The sequence below is a fragment of the Peptacetobacter sp. AB845 genome, from assembly GCF_047528295.1.
GTDB lineage: Bacteria > Bacillota > Clostridia > Peptostreptococcales > Peptostreptococcaceae > Peptacetobacter.
This window is the reverse complement of record NZ_CP180001.1, coordinates 2,512,135-2,534,756: the sequence shown is the minus strand read 5'-3', so window position 1 is coordinate 2,534,756 and position 22,622 is coordinate 2,512,135. Positions and strand designations below refer to the sequence as shown.

General features: G+C 30.1%; 21 protein-coding genes. 20 read left to right on the top strand and 1 reads right to left on the bottom strand.

Annotated elements, in window-relative coordinates:
* Positions 1 to 139: 139 nt before the first annotated feature.
* The 18 genes from hflX to rbr all read left to right on the top strand — a co-directional run bounded on the left by hflX (position 140) and on the right by rbr (position 17,661).
* Positions 140 to 1,450: a GTPase HflX gene (hflX, locus tag ACK2WO_RS11890; RefSeq protein ID WP_414697995.1), complete on the top strand. Its 1,311-nt coding sequence runs from the start codon at positions 140 to 142 to the stop codon at positions 1,448 to 1,450.
* A 78-nt stretch (positions 1,451 to 1,528) separates the two neighbouring features.
* Complete coding sequence (locus ACK2WO_RS11885) at positions 1,529 to 2,548, top strand: HEAT repeat domain-containing protein (protein WP_414697994.1); 1,020 nt, start codon at positions 1,529 to 1,531, stop codon at positions 2,546 to 2,548.
* Positions 2,549 to 2,610: 62 nt separating this feature from the next.
* Positions 2,611 to 3,030 carry an NUDIX domain-containing protein gene (locus tag ACK2WO_RS11880; protein WP_414697993.1) on the top strand — a complete coding sequence of 140 codons (420 nt, stop codon included), beginning with the start codon at positions 2,611 to 2,613 and terminating at the stop codon, positions 3,028 to 3,030.
* Positions 3,031 to 3,184: 154 nt separating this feature from the next.
* A complete protein-coding gene (locus ACK2WO_RS11875) occupies positions 3,185 to 3,613 on the top strand; it encodes a PPC domain-containing DNA-binding protein (protein ID WP_201416770.1) in 429 nt (142 codons plus the stop codon).
* Between the two features lie 20 nt (positions 3,614 to 3,633).
* Complete coding sequence (locus ACK2WO_RS11870) at positions 3,634 to 4,281, top strand: YigZ family protein (protein ID WP_414697992.1); 648 nt, start codon at positions 3,634 to 3,636, stop codon at positions 4,279 to 4,281.
* Positions 4,282 to 4,292: 11 nt separating this feature from the next.
* The gene (gene nadE / locus ACK2WO_RS11865) at positions 4,293 to 5,048 is read left to right on the top strand and encodes an NAD(+) synthase (protein WP_414697991.1); all 756 of its coding nucleotides are present in this window, start codon (positions 4,293 to 4,295) and stop codon (positions 5,046 to 5,048) included.
* A gap of 63 nt (positions 5,049 to 5,111) precedes the next feature.
* Entirely contained in the window at positions 5,112 to 5,834 is a 723-nt protein-coding gene (locus tag ACK2WO_RS11860) for a YebC/PmpR family DNA-binding transcriptional regulator (protein ID WP_178411200.1), read from the top strand.
* A gap of 315 nt (positions 5,835 to 6,149) precedes the next feature.
* Positions 6,150 to 7,001: a BglG family transcription antiterminator LicT gene (gene licT / locus ACK2WO_RS11855; protein ID WP_414697990.1), complete on the top strand. Its 852-nt coding sequence runs from the start codon at positions 6,150 to 6,152 to the stop codon at positions 6,999 to 7,001.
* A 101-nt stretch (positions 7,002 to 7,102) separates the two neighbouring features.
* Positions 7,103 to 8,989 carry a beta-glucoside-specific PTS transporter subunit IIABC gene (locus ACK2WO_RS11850; protein ID WP_414697989.1) on the top strand — a complete coding sequence of 629 codons (1,887 nt, stop codon included), beginning with the start codon at positions 7,103 to 7,105 and terminating at the stop codon, positions 8,987 to 8,989.
* A gap of 15 nt (positions 8,990 to 9,004) precedes the next feature.
* Entirely contained in the window at positions 9,005 to 10,468 is a 1,464-nt protein-coding gene (locus ACK2WO_RS11845) for a glycoside hydrolase family 1 protein (protein WP_414697988.1), read from the top strand.
* Positions 10,469 to 10,606: 138 nt separating this feature from the next.
* Positions 10,607 to 11,158 carry a DUF3592 domain-containing protein gene (locus ACK2WO_RS11840; protein WP_414697987.1) on the top strand — a complete coding sequence of 184 codons (552 nt, stop codon included), beginning with the start codon at positions 10,607 to 10,609 and terminating at the stop codon, positions 11,156 to 11,158.
* Positions 11,159 to 11,222: 64 nt separating this feature from the next.
* Positions 11,223 to 13,004 (top strand): Hsp70 family protein, encoded by a 1,782-nt coding sequence (locus tag ACK2WO_RS11835; protein WP_414697986.1) that lies wholly within the window; start codon positions 11,223 to 11,225, stop codon positions 13,002 to 13,004.
* On the top strand, positions 13,001 to 14,326 hold the full coding sequence (locus ACK2WO_RS11830) for a J domain-containing protein (RefSeq protein WP_414697985.1): 1,326 nt from the start codon (positions 13,001 to 13,003) through the stop codon (positions 14,324 to 14,326). The genes ACK2WO_RS11835 and ACK2WO_RS11830 overlap by 4 nt, the downstream gene beginning before the upstream one ends.
* Before the next feature lie 152 nt (positions 14,327 to 14,478).
* Positions 14,479 to 14,781 carry a hypothetical protein gene (locus ACK2WO_RS11825; RefSeq protein ID WP_178412159.1) on the top strand — a complete coding sequence of 101 codons (303 nt, stop codon included), beginning with the start codon at positions 14,479 to 14,481 and terminating at the stop codon, positions 14,779 to 14,781.
* Between the two features lie 324 nt (positions 14,782 to 15,105).
* Positions 15,106 to 15,879, top strand: a complete 774-nt coding sequence (locus tag ACK2WO_RS11820; RefSeq protein ID WP_414697984.1) for a hypothetical protein — start codon at positions 15,106 to 15,108, stop codon at positions 15,877 to 15,879.
* Positions 15,880 to 15,900: 21 nt separating this feature from the next.
* A complete protein-coding gene (locus ACK2WO_RS11815) occupies positions 15,901 to 16,368 on the top strand; it encodes an HAD family hydrolase (protein ID WP_414697983.1) in 468 nt (155 codons plus the stop codon).
* A gap of 241 nt (positions 16,369 to 16,609) precedes the next feature.
* Positions 16,610 to 17,020, top strand: coding sequence for a universal stress protein (locus tag ACK2WO_RS11810; RefSeq protein ID WP_414697982.1), 411 nt, complete (start codon positions 16,610 to 16,612; stop codon positions 17,018 to 17,020).
* Positions 17,021 to 17,121: 101 nt separating this feature from the next.
* Complete coding sequence (gene rbr / locus ACK2WO_RS11805) at positions 17,122 to 17,661, top strand: rubrerythrin (RefSeq protein ID WP_006440736.1); 540 nt, start codon at positions 17,122 to 17,124, stop codon at positions 17,659 to 17,661.
* A 53-nt stretch (positions 17,662 to 17,714) separates the two neighbouring features.
* Here the strand turns inward: rbr and ACK2WO_RS11800 are convergent, their stop codons facing one another.
* Complete coding sequence (locus tag ACK2WO_RS11800) at positions 17,715 to 18,830, bottom strand: DEAD/DEAH box helicase (RefSeq protein WP_414697981.1); 1,116 nt, start codon at positions 18,828 to 18,830, stop codon at positions 17,715 to 17,717.
* Between the two features lie 568 nt (positions 18,831 to 19,398).
* Here ACK2WO_RS11800 and nifV point away from each other — a divergent pair.
* Both nifV and ACK2WO_RS11790 read left to right on the top strand, forming a co-directional pair.
* Positions 19,399 to 20,556 (top strand): homocitrate synthase, encoded by a 1,158-nt coding sequence (gene nifV / locus ACK2WO_RS11795; protein WP_414697980.1) that lies wholly within the window; start codon positions 19,399 to 19,401, stop codon positions 20,554 to 20,556.
* Positions 20,557 to 20,677: 121 nt separating this feature from the next.
* Positions 20,678 to 22,603 (top strand): aconitate hydratase, encoded by a 1,926-nt coding sequence (locus ACK2WO_RS11790; RefSeq protein WP_414697979.1) that lies wholly within the window; start codon positions 20,678 to 20,680, stop codon positions 22,601 to 22,603.
* The last annotated feature ends 19 nt before the right edge of the window (positions 22,604 to 22,622 follow it).

The following is a 22,622-nucleotide window of genomic DNA, read 5'->3' as shown; positions in this document are numbered from 1 at the left end:
ATTATAGTTATAAGAGGACTATAAATATAGTAGTGATAATTTTTTTAGGATATAATATAATTAAATTTAATTATGGACTTAAAGAATAAATAAAATTTTAATGAAAATAATATAAATAAATATAATTAAGGAGGAAATTATGACGACTGAATTAGATATAAATTTACACGAACAGGTAGTTGAAAGAGCGCTTCTTGTAGGTATGAATATAACTACTGTATCAAAAAGAATAGATGATATAGATATAAACGACTCTATGGAGGAGTTAAAAGAATTAGCAAAGGCAGCAGGTGCAGAAGTTGTAGGGTCTGTAGTACAGAATAGACCTGCTGTAGATGCTGCATATTATATAGGAAAGGGTAAGGTTGAGGAAATAAAAGGATACTGCGAAGGTCTTGATGCAACTTTGATAATATTCAATGATGAATTATCTGGTGCTCAGTCTAGAAATATAGAAGACCTTACTGGAATAAAAACTATAGACAGAACAACTCTAATCCTTGATATATTTGCACAGAGAGCAAAAAGTAAAGAAGGTAAACTTCAGGTAGAATTAGCTCAGTTAAAATATAGACTACCAAGACTTTACGGAATGGGTGGAGCAATGAGTAGAACTGGTGCAGGTATAGGTACAAGAGGACCAGGGGAACAGAAACTTGAAATAGACAAAAGACACATATTAAATAGAGCTGCTGATATAAGAGCAGAATTAAAACTAGTTAAGAAAAATAGGGAAACTCAGAGAAATCAGAGAAAAAAATCTAATATACCTATAGTGGCATTAGTAGGATATACAAATGCTGGTAAATCAACTCTATTAAATGAATTGATAAAAACTCACAAGGACTATGAAAGTGAAAAAGAAGTATTTGTAAAAGATATGCTTTTCGCAACACTAGATGTAACTTTAAGAAAAGCAGTACTTCCAAATAAAAGAGACTTTTTAGTAGTTGATACTGTTGGGTTTGTAAGTAAGCTACCACATGATTTAGTAGATGCATTTAAATCTACACTAGAAGAAGTTAATTATGCAGATTTAATTCTACATGTAATCGATGCTACAAATGATAGCTACGAAATTCAGAAAAAGACTACAGAAAAAGTATTAAAAGAACTTGGAGCAGACGATAAAAAGACTATATTAGTATATAACAAGGTAGATAAACTAGAACTTGATATATATCCAAAGAATCAGGATGATGTTGTATATATATCTGCAAAACAGGGAATAAATATGGACAAACTGCTTAATATGATAGAAAAAGCGGTAATGGAAAATACTTATGATGTAGAGCTTTTAATTCCTTATGACAGAGGGGATATATTCAGCAGATGTAAGGATAAATACAATATAGATGAGTTTGAATATCTTGCAGAGGGAACTCAGTTTAGAGTTGCTCTTGATGAGGAAGACTTTGGAAAATATAAAGAATATATAGTTGAAAAATAATATATAGAAAAATGATATATTAAGTTATCTTATTATAGTTTTTTAGTATTAAAAATTATTTGAGATTGGGATGATAAGATGGAGATAAAATGGGAAAATATTGATGAGCTTGAGGATTATCAAATAACCTATCTTTTGTATAAAGAATCTTTAAATGTAAATCAAATAGCAAAAGTTAGAAATATGTCTCCTCAGGAGATTGCTGATCATCTAATAAAGGTTCAAATTGAAAAAAGAGAAGAGGAAAGAAAAAAGGACTCACTTGAGATATATCTTACATTCAATAAAGAAGAAAGACTAGAATTTTTGGAGGGAATGGATTCAGATGAAATTATGTACTTTACTCGAAAAATGCTCAGACTTATTCCTATTGAAAAAGATATAAGAAATATAATGATTCTTGCTTGGACGGCTGGAGAATTAGCTGATGATGAATTTTTAGAGTTTTTAGAAGAACTAATTAATCACGAAAATGACGATGTTAGAAAGGTAGCAAATTCAGCTATAAAAAAAATAAAAAATAAATCAAAAGAAGCTGATAAAAATAAAAAAGAAAAAAAACTTGAAGAAAATATTCCAATTAATCTAAATGAAAAAAATTTTGATAACAATAATGAAAAAAAAGATGAATTACAAATTTTTTTAGGCTTAGATAAAAATAAAAGACTTGATTTTTTAGATAGATTAAAACCGGAAAAAATGATATACTTTAAGAGAAAGGTGTACAAACGTATTCTTACAGAATACAACACAGATGATTTAATTGTTCTGATTTGGACAACTGGAGAATTAAAGGATGAAAATTTTTTAAATATCCTACATAATCTCACTGAACATAGAAATTCCGATGTCAGAAGAATTACCTATTCTGCAATCAGAAAGATTGGTTCACCAAAGAGTCGAGAAGTTTTAGAACTAGGGCTTTTAGATTCTAATCCACAGACTAGACAGTACTGTGCGAAAGCTCTTTTAAAAGTTGGTAATGAACACAGTCTAAATATATTGAGAAATCTATATAGAGCAAGACAAGGTGTCGAAAAAGATTATGTACTTCGTGCATACAGAGAAGCGATAATCGAGTTAGAAAAGTCAGTTTAAGTTCTGACAATTATATTTTTCAAATCATACGCAGGTGCGTATATTTATAGGAGGGATTCGATATGATAGTAAGACGTTGTGCAGGTGGTGTGGTATTCCACGCAAATCAGGTGTTATTAGTAAAAAATGACAGAGGCGAATGGACTCTTCCAAAAGGAAAAATATCTGGAGTTTACATGGCTCAGGAGAGCGCTATAGCAAGAGTAAAAGATGAAACTGGTATAGATGCTAAATTACTAGATATAGCTGGAGATACTATATATGAGTTCTTCTCAAGAAGTAGACAGCAGAGAGTTTGTAATGCTATAAACTGGTTTATAATGGACGCTCCTAATACAGAATGCAAAATAAGTTCTGAATTTATAGAAGGCGGATTCTACAAAGTTAAAGATGCTCTTGAAATGTTAAATCATAACAAAGAAAAATCTTTAGTTGAAATCTCATACAAAAAATATAAAGAAGCTAAAAAAATAGCAGACTAATCATATCTAACCGAAAGGCTGATATCAACTTTGAAGCGAAAAACTACCATGCAGTTGCGTGGTAGTTTTTTTGTGCTCTTTTACATTCACATATTCTTAAAACTAATATATAATAAAATATAGTAGTTAAAGATAAAAAAGGAGATGTTTTCAAATGGAATATAGAAGATCAGGAAACACAATAGCAGTTCGTATAGACTATGATGAAGAGGTAATGGAAAAGTTGACAGAACTTTGCAAAAGAGAAAATATTACTTCAGCATCAGTTTCAGGGATAGGTGCGACAAAATTAGCAGAACTTGGACTTTATAATATTGAAACAAAAGAATATAAAAAAACAACATATACAGGTCTTTATGAAGTTGGTTCATTTATAGGAAATATAACTCAGAAGGACGGAGAACCATATCTTCATATACATATAACTATAGGCGACCCAGAAAAAAATGAAGTACACTGTGGACATTTAAATAAAGCTGTCATAGGTGCTACTAGTGAAATATTTATAACTGTATTTGATGAAAAAATAGGTCGTCAGCTTGATGAAAAAACAGGAATAAATATTTTTGAATTTGAAAAATAAAAACTTGAAAGGGGATTCTTATGAATTCGTATAGAACTATCTACGAATATGGATGCGATGAATTCACAGAAGAGAGATCGAGATTTATAGGATATGCAAAGCCTATAAATAGTGAGGAAGAGGCTATTGAATTTGTCGACGAAATAAAGAAAAAGCATAAAGATGCAACTCATAATGTATGGGCTTATACAGTAGGACCTACTATGAATATTCAGAGATACAGCGATGACGGAGAACCACAGGGAACAGCTGGAATACCAGCACTTGAGGTTATTAAAAAAGAAGATTTAAGAGATGTTGTAGTTGTAATAACTAGATATTTTGGTGGAATCAAGCTAGGAGCAGGAGGACTTGTAAGAGCATATACAAGAGGAGCAAAAATTGGTTTAGAAGCAGGAAAAATAATTGATAGAATATGGTATCAAGAAGTTAAAATAAAAGTAGACTACAATCAGATAGGTAGAGTTCAGAATGAAATGATGAACTTAGGATATTTTGTAAAAGATACTATATATCTTGAAGATGTAGAATTTATAATATATTCTAAACCTGAAGATACACAAAAGCTTACAGATAGAATAACTGATATAACAAATGGTACAGCAAATATTTCATTTGGTGAGGAATTCTATTTAAGTGAAAATAATGGAGAAATAATACTTGATTAATGGGGGAAAAAATGAGTACTAGAGCAGAACAGATTGAAAAAACAGTAGAATGGTTACAGGACAAAGTAAAAGAAGCACATGCTAGAGGATTAATAGTTGGTGTATCTGGTGGTATAGACTCTGCAGTTGTGGCATACCTTATAAAAAAAGCATGCCCAGATAACTCTATGGGTGTAATAATGAGTATAAAATCAAACCCAGCAGATAGAGTAGATGCTATGAAGGTTATAGATGGATGTGGAATAGAGCATATAGACCTTGAATTAGCAGAACCTCACAAATTAATATTAGATACAGTTACTGATAATCTAAAAGCAAAAGGTCTATTTAAAGAAGATTATCTAAGAATGACTGATGCAAATCTTAGAGCTAGAATAAGAATGAGCACAATATACGCAATAGCAAATGATTTAGGATATTTAGTTGTAGGAACAGATAATGCAGCAGAACTTCACACTGGATACTTCACAAAACATGGAGATGGTGGGGTTGATATACTTCCACTTGCAAATTTAACAAAAGCAGAAGTATTTGAATGGGCTAAAGAACTAGGTATACATGAGGATCTAATAAACAAAGCTCCATCAGCAGGTTTATGGGAAGGACAGACTGATGAAAATGAAATGGGAACTACTTATAATTATATAGATGCTGTTTTAGAAGGTAGAAGAGATGATGTGCCAGCAGAACATCTTGAAATAATAGATAGATTACACAGAAATAGTGAACATAAAAGACATACTGCTGCAAAACCACCTAAATTCTAATTTACTATTGCAAGAATTTATGATAGAATTTTAAGGTGAGTAAATAACGTAAGGAGTGGAATTATGGGACGTATAGGAAACATAATAAATAGAAAAGGAAAACAGGATGCTCAGAGAGCAAAAGTATTTACAAAACATGCTAGAGCAATAGCAGTTGCTGCTAAAGATGGTGGAGGAGATCCAGAATACAATGCAGCTTTAAAAACAGCTATAGAAAAAGCTAAAGCTGACAACATGCCTAATGATAATATAGATAGAGCTATAGCAAAAGGTACAGGTGCTGGAAACTCTGAAAGCTACGAAACAATAGTATACGAAGGATATGGACCAGGTGGGGTTGCAGTAATAGTTAATGCACTTACTGACAACAAAAATAGAACTGCTGGTAATATAAGATACTACTTCGATAAAAATGGTGGTAACTTAGGTACTTCAGGATGCGTATCTTTCATGTTCGACAGAAAAGGACAGATACTAGTTGCAGCTGAAGACGGTGTAAGTGAAGAAGAATTAATGGATGCAGCTTTAGAAGCTGGAGCAGAAGACTTCATAGTTGAAGAAGATGGATTCGAAGTAATAACTGAACCTAACGACTTCGCAGCAGTTAGAGATGCTTTAAAAGAAGCTGGATATGAATTTATATCAGCTGACGTTAAAATGATACCTCAGACAACTACTGCATTAACAGAAGATGGTCAGTGCAATGCTATGGAAAAATTAATAGATATGCTTGAAGATGACGATGATGTTCAGGATATCTACCACAACTGGGAAATAACTGAATAAAAAAATGAAGATTATAAAGAGATGTTACAGAAACTCCTGTATACATCTCTTTTTTATTTTAAATGAAAAAAATGAATTATAGTAATAAAAAAAGAATATAATAATAAAATGAAAACGATTGACAAAATAAAAAACTTATATTATAATAAAAAAAGATTTAGTAGGATGGTAATTGTTAAATCAAGCTAGACCTATTTACATATATAGAAAATAATATTCTTTTTATCTCAAAAAGAAAAGCTAATTTTTCTACATATGTAAGTAGGTCTTTTTTGTTAAAAAAAAAGCAAAATCTTATCGAAAGGAGAGATTTAGATGATTATAGATAGAGTTTTAAATAATAATGTAGTTATTATAAAAGACGAGGATGGAATAGAACAGGTTGTCTGCGGAAAAGGAATAGCTTTTAAGAAAAAAAGTGGAGATTTTGTAGACGAAAAAGAAGTAAATAAAGTTTTTATTTTGAAAGATAAAGTTAAGAATAAAAGATTCCAGGAGATAGTATCTGATATACCTCTTCCTTATTTAGAGGTTGCAGATGAAATAATAGATATGATTAAGTTGGAATCTGGTAAAAAAATAAGTGATACAATATATATTTCTCTAAGCGACCATATTCACATGGCCGTAAATAGATTTTTAGATGGTATCACAATGAAAAATTATATGATTTGGGATATAAAGAGATTTTATCCACAGGAGTTTCAGCTTGCATTAAAGGCATTAGATATAATTAATGAAAAATTACATGTATCTTTACCAGAAGATGAAGCAGGTTTTATAACACTTCATATAGTCAATGCAGGTATGGAAAATGACGATATGCATCAGACTATTGAAATTACAAAGATAATGCAAGAAATATCTAATATAGTTAAATACCATTTTTCAGTAGAATTTGATACAGACTCTGTGTATTATTACAGATTTATAACACATTTAAAATTCTTTGCACAGAGATTGCTTTCAGACAAAATAATAAAAGACACAGATGAGGATGATTTATTAGATATTGTAAAAGTAAAATACGCATCTTCTTATGCATGTGTCGAAAGAATTACAGAGTTTATATCACGCAAATACAAATATGAATTATCAAAGGAAGAACAGTTATACCTTACAATTCATATAGAGCGTGTTATATATAAAAGTCAAAATGAAGAGTAAAAAATAAATTCAAACAGGTAACTTTATTTTGACAAAGGATGGTAACATTAAGTTGGCTAAACCTTCAGATAAGTTTTTATACTTAAGACGGAGGAGAAAAAATGAAAAACTACACAAAACTAGCAGCAGACATAATAGAAAATGTCGGCGGAAAAGAAAACATTGAGAGTTTAACACATTGTGTTACTCGTTTAAGATTCAAATTAAAGGATGAATCTAAGGCAAATGATGAAGTACTAAAAAATATGGACGGGGTTGTTACAGTTGTAAAATCAAAATCTATTGATCAGTACATGGTTGTAATAGGTGAACACGTAACAGATGTATACAACGAAGTTTTAAAACAGCTTGGAATGAGCCCAGATGCTATTGTTGATAATAGCAAATCAGAAAAAAAGAAACAGAGCTTATTAAACAGAGCTCTAAATGTTATATCTGGTGGGATTGGACCAGTTCTAAATCTTCTATGTGCTTGTGGGATTATAAAAGGTTTAACAGTTGTACTAACTATATTAGGTGTTAGTCCTGAATCTGGACCATATATGCTATTAAATGCAGCAGGAGATTGTTTCTTCTACTTCCTACCATTAATGTTAGGATACAACTTAGCTAAAAAATTCGAAATAGACCCATTCTTTGGATTAATATTAGCAGCAGCTATGTGTTATCCAACTATACAGAATGTAGATTTAAATTTCTGGGGGCATAATATAAACACTACTTATGCATCAACATTTATGCCAATTCTATTTGGTCTATTATTTGCAGCACCTTTATATAAATTTATAGATAAACATATGCCTAAAATGATAAAAGGGTTTATGACTCCTTTACTAACATTATTAATAAGTTTCCCAATAACTTTCATAATAATAGGGCCAGCAGCTAATTTAATAGGTACAGGATTAAATGTAACTCTTACTTCTATATGTGAATTCTCTCCATTACTAGCAGGAATAATAATGGGTGGATTATGGCAGGTATTTGTTATGTTTGGAATACATGGTGTTTTAACAGTTGTAGCTTTTATGGATTTAGTTGCAGGAAATCCAAGTCAGATGTTAGCACTTTCATACCCAGCAACATTTGCTACAGTAGGTACAGTATTAGCAGTTTATCTAAAAACTAAAAATATTAAATTAAAAGAAGTATCATTACCAGCATTTATATCTGCTATCTTTGGTGTAACTGAGCCAGCTACATATGCAGTAACACTGCCAAGAAAGAAAGTATTCGTAGCTAACTGTATAGGTGGTGCAGTAGGTGGTATAATCGTAGCTTTAATGGGAATAAAAATGTACTCTTACGCAGGTATGGGTGTTATAGGTTTATTAGGATTTATAAGTCCAACTGATGCAAATATAATCGGAATAGTTATGATGGTAATAATACCTCTTATAGTTTCATTAGTATTAACAATGGCAATATACAAAGATTCAGATTATGATTATTTAGAAGGAAATAACTCTGGTAACACAGATACAAATAAAACAGAAAAAACAAACGAAAAAAATGAAGAAAAAATAGTAAATGTTAGAGAAACAATATTAATGCCTATAGATGGAACTATAAAACCATTAGCTGAATCAGAAGACGATGCATTTGCTAGTGAAGCACTTGGAAAAGGATGTGTAATAGTTCCAGATAATGGAGAAGTTTGCTCTCCAGTTAATGGTGAGGTAAAAACTATTTTCCCAACTAAACATGCAATAGGAATATTAAGTGATGATGGATGCGAAATATTAATACATATAGGTATAAATACAGTATCACTAGAAGGAAAATATTTTGAATCTCATGTAAAAGCAGGAGATAAGGTAGAAGCAGGACAGCTATTAGTTTCTTTTGAAAAAGAAAATATAGAAAAAGAAGGATATTCTTGCGAAATACCTGTAATAATAACTAATACATTTGATTATTTAGACGTTTTAGAAATAGATAATGAGCATCATAAAAAAGGCGATGCTATGCTAAAAATAGTGAAATAAGGAGCGTGAATTAAAATGGCATTTCCAAAAAATTTCTTATGGGGTGGCGCAGTAGCTGCTAATCAGTGTGAAGGAGCATGGAATGTAGGCGGTAAAGGAATGACAGTTTCTGATGCTGTTACAGCAGGAACTGTATCTGAGCCTAGATACACAACATATATATCAAAAGATGGTAAACCTGGTAAGGCTTCAATGTTTGAACAGTTACCTGAAGGAGCACGCAGAACAGTATTTGAAGGTTATTACTATCCTTCTCATGAGGGAATAGATTTCTATAATAGATACAAAGAAGATATAGCTTTATTTGCAGAAATGGGATTCAAAGTATTCCGTATGTCTATATCTTGGTCTAGAATATTCCCAAAAGGAATAGAAGAAGAACCAAATAGAGAAGGATTAGATTTCTATAGAAGAGTATTTGAAGAATTAAAGAAATACGATATAGAGCCATTAGTAACTTTATTCCACTACGACATGCCTTTATACTTAGAGGAAGAATTAGGTGGATGGAGCAATAGAGAATTAATCGATTTATTTGAAAAATATACGAAAGTATTATTTAAAGAATATAAAGGATTAGTAAAATATTGGCTAACATTTAATGAAATAAACAGTCCAATATTAATGCGTACATTCATACCAAATTATCCAGATTCTAAAGTTCGTGAAGCTATGCAGACTTTACACAATCAGTTTGTAGCTAGTGCAAGAGCTGTTAGAGCAGCACATGAAGTAGATTCAGATATGGTAGTTGGAGCTATGTTAGGTGGAGTTTGTAACTACCCACTTACATGTAATCCAGAAGATGTAATATCTTGTCAGAAACACTGGCAGGAAGATTGCTACTACTGCTTAGATACAATGGCAAGAGGAGCATATCCATACTATGCACAGAGACTTTGGAAAGAATATGATTTTAAACTAGAAACCAAAGAACAGGACTTCATAGATTTAAAAGAAGGTACAGTTGATATGATTACTTTCTCTTATTATTCATCAGGATGTGTTACAGAAGATGAAAATGCTGAAAAAGCAAAAGGTAACTTCACAACTGGAGCTAAAAATCCTTATTTAAAATATAGTGAATGGGGATGGAGTATAGACGGACAGGGACTTAGATATTTCTTAAATGAAGTATATGGACGCTATCAGTTACCACTTATGGTAGTAGAAAATGGTCTTGGAGCTATAGATAAATTAGAAGAAGATGGAAGCATACACGATCAATATCGTATCGAGTACACAAAAGAGCATATAAAAGCAATGAGCGATGCTATTGAAGATGGTGTAGATTTAATAGGATACACATACTGGGGATGTATAGATTTAATAAGTGCATCTACTGGTGAAATGAAAAAGAGATATGGATTTATCTATGTAGATAAAAACAATGACGGAAGCGGAACATTAAAACGTTATAAAAAAGATTCTTTCCATTGGTATAAAAAAGTTATAGAGTCTAATGGAGAAGAATTATAAAAAATAATAAAAAGCTGCATGGTTTAAACTATGCAGCTTTTTTAATGAATTAAATATTTTAAAAATTCTAAAAAAACGTTTACCTAAATAAAAATAAATGAGATAATAAAAAAAAGAGATAAGTTCGGGGGAATTAATATGCTTAAGATAGGATTGCTTATAATAGGTCTAGGAATTTTTATAATAGCTATGTCTGGTAGTAAATACAGCAAAAATGAAGATGATTCTAAAAAAGTTGGAATTGCTATTACAATATTTGGGATAGCATTTCTTGCAACAGGACTAGGTAGTTCTGGAAGGGCAAGTTTTGCACTTATAGGAATAACATTTGGTGGATTTATGGTATATGTAGGCATAGAAGAAATAAAAACTATATTAAAATGCAATCAAGAGGTAGATGCAAAACTAGAAGGATTCTTAGAGAAAAAGGGCAGAAGTAGCATTTATTTTCTTATAATGAGCTTTAATTATAATGGTAGAAAATACAAGATAAAATCGGAAAATTCAATGTATGAGGGTGCTATGAAATCATATCAAGACACAGAAACTCATACTGTTTATATAAATCCAAGTGATCCAAGTCAGATGAGATATAATAGAAAGCCTTCTATATACATGTACACAGGATTTATATTAGGATGTTTATTTTTAATAGCGAGTATAAAAATTTTATTAATAGGTAGAATCTAGAATATAAAATAAAATTTTATAAATTAAGTAAAAATAAAATTTCAAGAAAAGGAGAGTTGATATTATGGCTGTGATAGGTATAGATTTAGGAACTACAAATAGTATAGCTGTTGTTTTTAGAAATGGAGAAGTAGAGATGATACCTAATTCATTTGGCGAATATCTTACTCCTAGTGTAGTTACAATAGAAAATAATGAACTTATAGTTGGAAAAATAGCAAGACAAAAGCTTGTTACTAGTCCAGAAAATACAACATCTCTGTTTAAAAGAGATATGGGAAATGACAAGAAAATAAAACTAGGTAAAAAAATGTATTTACCTCAAGAATTATCTGCATTGCTTTTAAAACAGCTTATAAATGATGCAGAAAAATATTTAAATGAAAAAGTAGAAGAAGTTGTTATAAGTGTACCTGCATACTTCAATGCAAAACAGAGAAGAGCTACAAAACTAGCAGGAGAAATAATAGGGGTTAAGGTTGATAGGCTTATAAACGAGCCATCAGCAGCTGCAATTGCATGTCATGAAGAAGAGTTTGAAACATTTATAATATTTGACTTTGGTGGAGGAACACTTGATGTTTCTGTTGTGGATTGCTTTGAAAATGTAGTTAGTATATGCTCAATAGCTGGAAATAATAGACTAGGTGGAATTGATTTTGATAGGGCAATTGCGATGTATTTCTGTCAACAAAATAAAATAGACTATAATTCTCTTATAAGAGCTGAAAAAGAAAGTCTATTTTTAGCATCAGAAAGAACTAAAATATCTCTACAAAATAAGGATGAAGCTGGTATGAGTATGTCTATAAGAGGAAAATCATACTCTACAAAAATTAGCAATGAAGTATTGGCATTAATTTCTAAGCCTATTTTAGACGAAATTAGAGAAGTTATAAGAAGGGCTGTAAAAGATAGTGGCTTTGAACCTTCTGAAATAGACAAGATGATAATGGTTGGTGGATCTAGCTATATGCCTGTAGTTAGAGATTATTTAGAAAAACTTTTAAAGATACCTGTATCATCAGCAGATGATATAGATTGTATGGTAGCAAAGGGCTTAGGAAAATATTTAGGAATTAAACAAAGATGTAGCGAGGTAAAGGACTTAGTTGTTACAGATATTTGTCCGTTTTCATTGAGTACACCTATAGTAAATGAGTCTGATAAAGGAAATCCTCTAGCAAAAGTTATAATACCTAAAAATACAGTACTTCCATCAAGCAAGACTGTAACACTTCAAGCGTATAAAAGAGGACAAAAGAATATATTAATATCAGTGTATCAAGGCGAAGAAATGTATGAAAGTGATAATATATTACTTGGGCGCACAGATATAAAAATTCCTAGAAACTTCAAGGAAAATGAACAGTTTAATATAACATATTCTTATGATATAAACAGTATATTATATGTAGAAATTGAAATAATATCTACTGGAGAAAAGAAAGTATTTATAGTAGGAGAAGATAAAAAATTAGAATCAATAAAAGAAAATAAACAGCTAAAGGCTATAAAAGAAATATCTATAAAATTAAACAGTAGCCCAGAGTATGATGCATGTAAAGAGAGAACAAAAAGGATATTTAAGGAATTATCTCCTGAGTATAAAGATATTTTACGGGAAAGAATGGAATCTTTAGATATTATGTATAATGACTGTGTAAATAATATACAGAAAAAAAGAGCAATTGTAGAAGAAATGGACAGAATACTGGATATATTTGATAGTTTTTCTAGATTTGATGAATCTGATATATTTTCTGATTTAGAAAATGAAGAAAAAAATAGTATATTGAAGGATGATATTAAGGTAGTTGATGGTACAGGAGGGAGAGTATCATGATAGAAAGTATTTGGGATATTTTGGGCATAGAGCCGACGAGTGATAGAAAGAAAATAAAAAAAGCCTATGCTGAAAAGACAAAGATATACCATCCTGAGGATTATCCAGAAGAATTTAAAATAGTCCAGGAGGCGTATCAATGGGCTATGAAATATGCAAGTAAATCCGTAGTAAATAATTCTATAGAATCTGAAAAAGTTGAACATTTATTTGATAATAATGTAGAAATTACTTCCAAGGATATAGAGCAGAATTATAGTACTGTAGAAAATATTTCGACTAAATCTCAAAATGAAAAAACACAGATAGAAGTAGATTATTCAGACTTAGAAGAAGAAAATTTAGAATTTAAAAATAAGAAAATAGAAGAAGTAGAAAAAATAGAGGAAAAAAATTCTGATAGCAAAACATTTACAGGCGGAGAAATTTTTAATGAATTATATGATGAAAGAACTAGGGATGATGAAATTGATCAAATGAACTATTTTCTAAATTATATAGAAAAGAAAATCCCTAAAAAGATAAATATGGAAATGTTTAGGCTAATTTTATCTAATTCGTATGTAAAATCGTATTTAGAACAACCAGATTTTAAAATTAGATTTGAAGAAATAATGGTAAATAAATCTTATGCGGATACTTTATATACAGAAAAGAAAATGTCTGAGATAGCAAGAAAATACAATTTATACAAGGTTGCTAGAGCTATAGATAAGGCGACTAAGCAGCGTTATATACTTGGAATGAGAACGCCTGTATTTATTTTAGGAGTTTTAGTAGTTATATCAGGATTATTCTTAAAAATAGAAAGTAAAAAGGCTGAAAAAGCGGAACAAATATCTAAAACTATTTCTCAAAGTATAGAAAAAAGTGGAGAAACTGTACATAAGATAAGAGAATCTATGCTAAATACATCTTTAATAATAAATAGAGATTTTATAAATGGATATGATGTAAAAGTTGAAAAGGATAATGGATATTACATTATATTAAATTCTGATGAAAAGCCTGTTATTGATAAGGTGAATAAGATAGAATTTACTATGTCTAATTTAATATTATTAAATAAAAGTGGAGTGTATAGCATATTAGATACTAAAAACGGAAATATAGTAAATACAGATTATAAGGATTTAAAAGTGGCAGATATTATTGAAGATGGAGAAAAAAGATACGGTATTTTGGGAATGGATCAAAATAAAAATTGGTACATAGTTGATGATAAAGGAAATAGTATAAAAAAGGTAAGTGGAGAGGAAACCATTGGAAAATTAAAAGTTGAGCTAAAAGATGGAAAAGCTAGCTTTACTAATGAAGAATAACAGAAGAATTTTAAGAGATAACTATAAATTGAAAAAAACTATAGTTATCTCTTTTTTTATAGAAAAATGTTTATCTAATATACTTGGGGGTATAAGGTAAATATACTCAAAATAGAGTATAATGGTAGGATTTCTTAAATAGGAGGGAAAAAATGATTCAGTTAATACTAGTTGTATTTGTTGTGATGCTTATTTATTCATTTATGAGATCTAAAAAAGAGATGGAAAGACAACAAGCTCAGAGAGATGAGATAAATGCTAAAAAAAATACTGCTATTGATAGATTAGGCTTAAATGAAAAAGCTTCAGCAAAAGATAAAGAGGATAGAGTATTTATACTTGCGGAAAATAATGAAGTATATGTATTCAATCCAAAAGATGATTCTATTGATAAAATAGAGGGTATAAAGAAAATAAGTTCTAAGAGAAGATATGCAACAGCTAAAGCTGGTTGAGCCACTTGTACTCAGCTGCAGGATGCAGTTTTAAAGATAGAATTAGAAGATGGAGAATATCTATCAGAATTTGATGTTTATGAGGTTAGGGCTGTTGAAAAATTTGAAGAATTAGTTTCAGAAGAATTAGGACTAATATAAAAGATTTAAAATGCAGGATAGCATTTAATAATATATAAAAATATCAAAAAAACTTATAAAAACCTTATTGTCAAACACATGTGATTTACATTCATATGTGTTTCTTTTTTTGAGATTGTTGTAATATTTTTTGAATGTTATAATAAAATAATGATAAAAAATTTATAGAAAGAGGCGTTATATATGAAAATAGCTTTAGATGAAGTGGAATCACTTTTAAATATGATAGAAAAAATAGAGTTGCATGAAAGTAGAAAATTATTAAGAGTAGGTGCTGGAATAAAAATACTTTATCGTGGGTACAAAGAAGGAAGCAATGATAGAACATTTTTAGATGATGCTAGAGTGGACTTATTTTTAATATATGAGGAAGATGGAGAGGAATATTTAACTAAGCTAACTCAAAAAGTTGGCTACAGCACAATAAATTATACAAATAGTGCATTTAAAGTAGATGATTTATACGATGCGACAATAACAATCGACGATACTGAAAAATGGCGGTTAAATAAACAAATTAAAGACTTTATTGAAGATTTTAAGGCCAATAATTTATTTAGCAAAGTTAGATATTTTACTGATAAAAATAGTGTAAATATGCTTGTAGAAGATATTTCTAAATTAAAAGAAATGACAATATTTAGTAGATACACTGGAAATGATATGACTAAAATAGAATATATGACTAATTTTATGTATTATATAGAAAAAGAGTTTAATGGTGTAAAAACTAGCGATATAGATAAATATAAAATGGAAGAATTTGAAAATATGGACTTCATAGGTTGGCTTATAAAATCTGGTGAAATGGGAGATTACTTAGAGTGGAGAAGTGAAAAAAGTGATCTAGGTGGATGTATAATTCAGGTTGATGAAGGTAAAGTTAATCCTAAAGTATTTGAAAAAATGTTAAAAAATGAAAATATAAGAGAGCTAAATATAAAATTTAGACGGTAGAAGTTTAAATAGGGGGAAATTATGATAAAAGTTGAAATTCCAGGAAGAGTAGAGTATGAAATAGAAAATGCTGTATTTGACTATAATGGAACAGTAGCTGTAAATGGTGATATGAGTGAAAATACTATGGAAAATTTAAAAAAACTTAGTGAATTTGTGAATATATACATTCTTACAGCAGATACATATGGTACTGTTAAGAAAAAATGTGAAAATCTTCCTGTATCGGTTGAAGTATTTCCAACTCATGATGCAGCAGACTATAAAGAAAAGATAGTAAATTCTCTTTTGGGACAGAGTATATGTTTTGGAAATGGATACAACGATATAAAAATGTTTGATGTAGCGGATTTATCTGTATGTGTGATAGAAGGAGAAGGATGTTCAGGAAAATTAATATCACATAGTGATATAATAGTTAACTCTATTGATGATGCATTTGGATTAGTATTTAATACAGATAGAATAAAAGCAACTTTAAGAGGTTAAATGATTAAAGTGAAATATATTGGGTATTAATATAATATACAAATAATTAACTTCAATATAATTAAGTTTTAGCGATAAAAAATGTATAGATAATTTGGAAACTAAACAAATATTAAAAAATATTTTTAAAAATTATTGATTATATTGCAAAAAAAGTTTTTTAGTGTTATCATAATATTAATAAAAGAATTTTTAGCAAATTTAGAAAACTTATTCTAGATTTTTGAAAGGAAGATGTGTTATGGCTAAAAAGAAAGTATTAGTACCAATAGACGGAACTGAAAGAAGTATGCATTCTCTAGAGTTTATAAAAGGAATATTTGACAAAGATTCTGTAGAAATCGAGATAATGAATGTCAAGGAGCTAGTATTTATAGATGGCATATCACTATCTGAAGAAATTAAAAATTCTGAAGCACTAGGTAGAAAAATTCTAGACAAGGCAGAAGAAATCATGGAAGGATACGATGTTAGTGTTTACTTCACATTTGGATATCCTGGTGATGAAATAATTAGAAAAGCAAAAGAAGACGATATAGACATAATTGTTATGACTAAATCAACTAAGAAGGGACTAACTAGAATGATAGGATCTGTTACAGCAAGTGTTGTAAAACAGGCTAAATGTATAGTTATGATAGTTCCAGAATAGGATATGAGAATATTAAATTAAGTGTAATATAGTAAATTTAACCCCATATTTTTAATATGGGGTTTCTATAAATTTAAAATAAAAAATAAGGGGGTTTTACAATGGAATTAAAAGGAAGTAGAACTGAACAGAACTTATTAACTGCATTTGCAGGGGAATCACAGGCAAGAAACAAATATGATTATTTTGCATCAAAAGCAAAAAAAGAAGGTTACAATGAAATAGGTGCAATATTTGCTGAAACTGCAGGCAATGAAAAAGAACATGCAAAAATATGGTTTAAATTATTAAATGGAATAAATTCAACTGAAGAAAACTTAAAAGCAGCTGCTGCAGGTGAAAACTATGAATGGACTGATATGTACGCAGGATTCGCTAAAGTAGCTAAAGAAGAAGGATTCGATCATATAGCATACTTATTTGAAGAAGTAGCTAAAATAGAAAAAGAACATGAAGAAAGATATCTTACTCTATTAAAGAATTGCGAAGAAGAAAAAATATTTGAAAAAGACGCAGAAGTAACAGCTTGGGTATGTACTAACTGTGGACATATACACTTTGGTAAAAAAGCTCCAGAACTATGTCCAGTATGTGAACATCCAAAAGGATACTTCAAAGTTAAAGATGAATCTTACAAATAAAAACTAATATAAAAAGCTGTTGCGATTTGCAACAGCTTTTTATATGAAATAAATTATTTTTCTGTATCGTCAAATCTTACTTTTATTTTAAATCCTAGTTTATTTTCCACATCTTCAAGTACTTTTGTATTTTTATCTGTTACAAATGCACAAGTATCTCCATTTTCTCCAGCACGTCCAGTTCTTCCTATTCTGTGGATGTAGTCCTCTGCAGTTTCTGGGAAGTCGTAGTTATATATATGTGTAACCCCAGTTATATCAAGTCCTCTAGATGCAACATCTGTTGCTATTAGATATTGAGTTTTCATATTTCTGAAGTTCTTCATAATTCTTTCTCTCTTTGCCTGAGAAATATCGCTATGTATTTTTTCGCAGTTATATCCTCTAGCACCCATATCTTCCTCTAGTTTATCAGCTCTTCTCTTAGTTCTACAGAAGATAATAGCCATAAAAGGATTGTCTTCATCTAAAACCTTGCATAAACTGTCGAATTTTCTTCTATCTGTAGTTTTTACAATAGATTGGTTTATTTTTTCTAATGTTACTTCCTGACTTTTTATTTCGATAAAAGCAGGGTCGTTTGTATATCTATAGGCAAGTTTTTTAACTTGTGAATCCATTGTAGCAGAGAAGAAAAGAGACTGTCTTTTCTTATTTGTTTCTTTAAGAATAGCATCTATTTCATTTTTAAATCCCATAAGAAGCATCTGATCTGCTTCATCTAATATAAATACATCTAGATTTTTTAAGCTTATTGTTTTTCTATCTAAATGATCTAAAAGTCTACCAGGAGTAGCTATTACTAAGTGTATGTTTCCTTTTAGTTTATTTACCTGAGATTTTATATCCTTTCCTCCATAAGCAGATAAGATGTTTAGTCCTAGTGGTTCTGCTAGTTTTTCAGCTTCATTAGAAATTTGAAGTGCGAGCTCTCTTGTAGGAGTTAGGATAAGTGCAGAAACGTCCTTTTTATTTTTATTTATTTTTTCAAGTGTAGGAATTAAGAAAGCAAGTGTTTTACCTGTTCCAGTCTGTGACTGAGCTATTACATCTCTACCTTCCTTTATAATACCTATACACTCTTCTTGAACTGGGGTAGGTTTTGTTATTCCAGATTTTTTTAAAATATCTATAATTTCTTCTTTTATGTTTAAATCTTTAAAATCCATAATCTATTTCCTTTCAAATTAATATTATTTATTGAACCTATCACAACTAAAGTCATGAGTATTTTTGTCTAGTTTTATAAAATTTTAATAAATTAAAAATTACTTACTAAGCATTATAAATTATTATAACACGAAATCTAATTATTTAATGGAAATGTATCAAAAAATGAATAATTGAGAGAAAATTATTTGATTGAATGTGAAATTAATGTTTGAATTAGGCATTAAATCTATGTAAATTATTTTAAAAAAAGTGAATAATTTTAAAAAAATTATAATAAATTGCAATATAGAATTATAAAATAGTCAAAAAAAGACATAAAAAATGATTTTTTTAGAAAAAAATGCAAGAATTTAAAAATAAAATTCAAAAAGGTGTTGATTTATTTTTGTTAAAGTACTATTATATACCCAAGAGATAAATGCAAGATTATAAAAATAAATTGCATAATTCAAAAAAGTTGTAAATTAGTGTAAAGTCTAAATAATATATTTTAAAACACTAAAAAGGGAATTTGTTAGGGAAAATAAAAAAGGAATTTAGTTTTAAATTTAGGAGGTATTTAAAATGTGTGTAGTTGATAAATTAAAAAATAGAGAGATAAAGATAGTAGATACAACACTTAGAGACGGTGAACAGACAGCAGGAGTTGTTTTTGCAAACAATGAAAAGATAACAATAGCACAGATGCTTAGTGATTTAGGCGTTGACCAGTTAGAAGTAGGAATACCTGCAATGGGTGGCGATGAAAAAGATGCAATTAAAAAAATTTGCAAGAGAAATTTAAAATCAAGCATAATGGCTTGGAACAGAGCAGTTATTGGCGATATTGAACAGTCTATTGATTGTGGTGTTGATGCTGTGGCAATCTCTATTTCAGTATCAGACATACACATTCAGAACAAACTTAGAACTTCAAGAGAATGGGTTATAGAAAATATGGTGAAATCTGTTGAATACGCTAAGAAAAACGGACTTTACGTATCTATAAATGGTGAAGATGCTTCTAGAGCAGATGATGATTTCTTAATACAGTTTATAGAAGCTGGTAAACGGGCTGGAGCAGATAGATTTAGATTCTGCGATACAGTTGGAGTTATGGACCCATTCACAATAAGAAATAAAATAGAAAAAATTCATAAAGCAACTAATTTTGATATAGAAATGCATACTCACAATGATTTCGGTATGGCTACAGCAAATGCAATAGCAGGTGCTATAGGAGGAGCAAATCATATAGGTGTTACAGTAAATGGACTTGGAGAAAGAGCTGGAAATGCTGCATTAGAAGAAGTACTAATGGCACTAAAACATGTTTTTAAATATGGTATGGACATAGATACTAAAAAATTCAAAGAGTTATCAGAATATGTATCAAATGCATCAGGAAGAGAATTACCAGCTTGGAAGGCAATAGTTGGAAGCAATATGTTCAAACATGAATCTGGAATACATGCAGATGGAGCCTTAAAAGATCCTAAAAACTATGAAGCTTTCGAACCAGAAGAAGTCGGACTACAGAGACAGATAGTTATAGGAAAACATTCAGGAAAAGCAGCTATAATAAATAAATTCCTTGAATACGATATAGAATTATCTCCAGAAATGGCTTCAAAAGTATTAGAAGAAATAAGATCAGTATCAGTTAGAATGAAGAGATCTTTATTCGACAAGGAAATAGTTGGAATATACTACGATTTATTAGCTGATGAAGAAAATGCTTAATAATAAGAAAATACTTAAAATAAAAATATAAAAGTTTTAATAAATAATAATAAATTGTCTAAAAAATAAGGTAGAAGATATAAATTAGACTAATTATGAATTAGATTAAGAGGGTGAGAAAATGGGAGAGAATCTCGTATATAAAATATTAAAAAAACATCTAGTAGATGGAGAAATTAAAGCAGGAAATACTATAAGTATTAAAATAGATAACACACTTACACAGGATTCAACAGGAACAATGGCATATCTTCAGCTTGAAGCAATGGGAATAAAGAAAGTTAAAACAGAAAAAAGTGTAGCATTTATAGACCATAATATGCTTCAGCAGGGATTTGAAAATGCAGATGACCATAGATATATACAGACCGCAGCAGATAAATACGGGATATATTTCTCAAGACCTGGAAATGGAATATGTCATCAGGTATATCTTGAAAGATTTTCTAAACCGGGAAATACTTTGCTAGGCTCAGATAGCCATACTCCAACAGCAGGTGGCGTTGGAATGATAGCTATAGGTGCTGGAGGTCTAGATGTAGCTCTTGCAATGGCAGGAAAAGCATATAGTATAAAAGCACCAGAAGTAGTAAAAGTAAACTTAATAGGGAAATTAAATAATATGGTAGCTTCAAAAGATATCATATTAGAAGTATTAAGACGTGAAACTGTAAAAGGTGGAGTTGGAAAAGTATATGAATACGGTGGAGAAGGACTGAAATATCTTTCTGTACCGCAGAGAGCTACAATAACAAATATGGGTGCAGAGCTTGGTGCTACAACATCTATATTCCCAAGTGATGAAAAAACTTTAGAATTTTTTAAAGCACAAGGAAGAGAAGATGAATGGATAGAATTAAAACCAGATGCAGATGCTATATACAATAGAGTAATAGACATAAACTTAGATGAATTAGTTCCAATGGCGGCAAAACCTCACAGCCCAGATAATGTAGATACAATAAAAAATATAGGAAATATAAAAATAAATCAGGTAGCTATAGGAAGTTGTACAAACTCTTCTTATGAAGATTTAATGAAAGTAGCTCAGATACTAAAAGGAAAGAAAGTTCATAAGGATGTAAGTTTAGTAATTGCACCAGGTTCAAGACAGGTTATGGAAATGATTTCAAGAAATGGAGCTTTAGCGGATATTATATCATCTGGAGCTAGAATACTTGAAAATTCATGTGGCCCATGTATAGGTATGGGACAGTCTCCAGGAACAGATGCAGTATCTTTAAGAACATTCAATAGAAACTTCTACGGAAGAAGTGGAACACTATCAGCTAAGGTATATTTAGTTAGCCCTGAAACAGCAGCTGTGAGTGCAATAACAGGTGTACTTACAGATCCTATGGAAATGCCTGTTGAATTTGAAAATTTATCTGTTGATGAATTTATAACTGATGATAGCATGATAATCAAACCAGCAGAGGATGGAGATAAAGTGGAAGTGGAAAGAGGGCCAAATATAAAACCATTCCCACTAAATACAGAGCTTGCTGAATCTGTATCTGGTAAGGCAGTTCTAAAAGTAGGAGATAATATAACTACAGACCACATAATGCCATCAAATGCAAAATTACTACCATATAGAAGTAATATTCCGTATCTTTCTGGATTCTGCTTCAGCACAATAGATGAAGATTTTCCAAAGAGAGCTGAGGAAAACGGCGGTGGATTTATAGTAGGTGGAGATAACTACGGACAGGGATCTAGTAGAGAACACGCAGCACTTGCACCACTTTATCTAGGAATAAAAGGTGTAATAGTTAAGAGTTTTGCTAGAATACATAAAGCAAATCTTATAAACAGTGGAATAATACCGATGGTATTTGAAAATCCAGACGATTACGACAGAATAGACCAGATGGATGAACTTTTAATAGAAGATGCTATAAATAAAGTAGAAAGTGGAAAAATAACAGTTAAGAATGTTACTAAAGGATTTGAATTTGATGTAATAGTTGAATTATCAGATTCAGATGTAGAAGTAATAAAAGCTGGTGGAAAATTAAATTACACAAAAAAGACAGCTAACTAAAATATATTATGATTGGGAA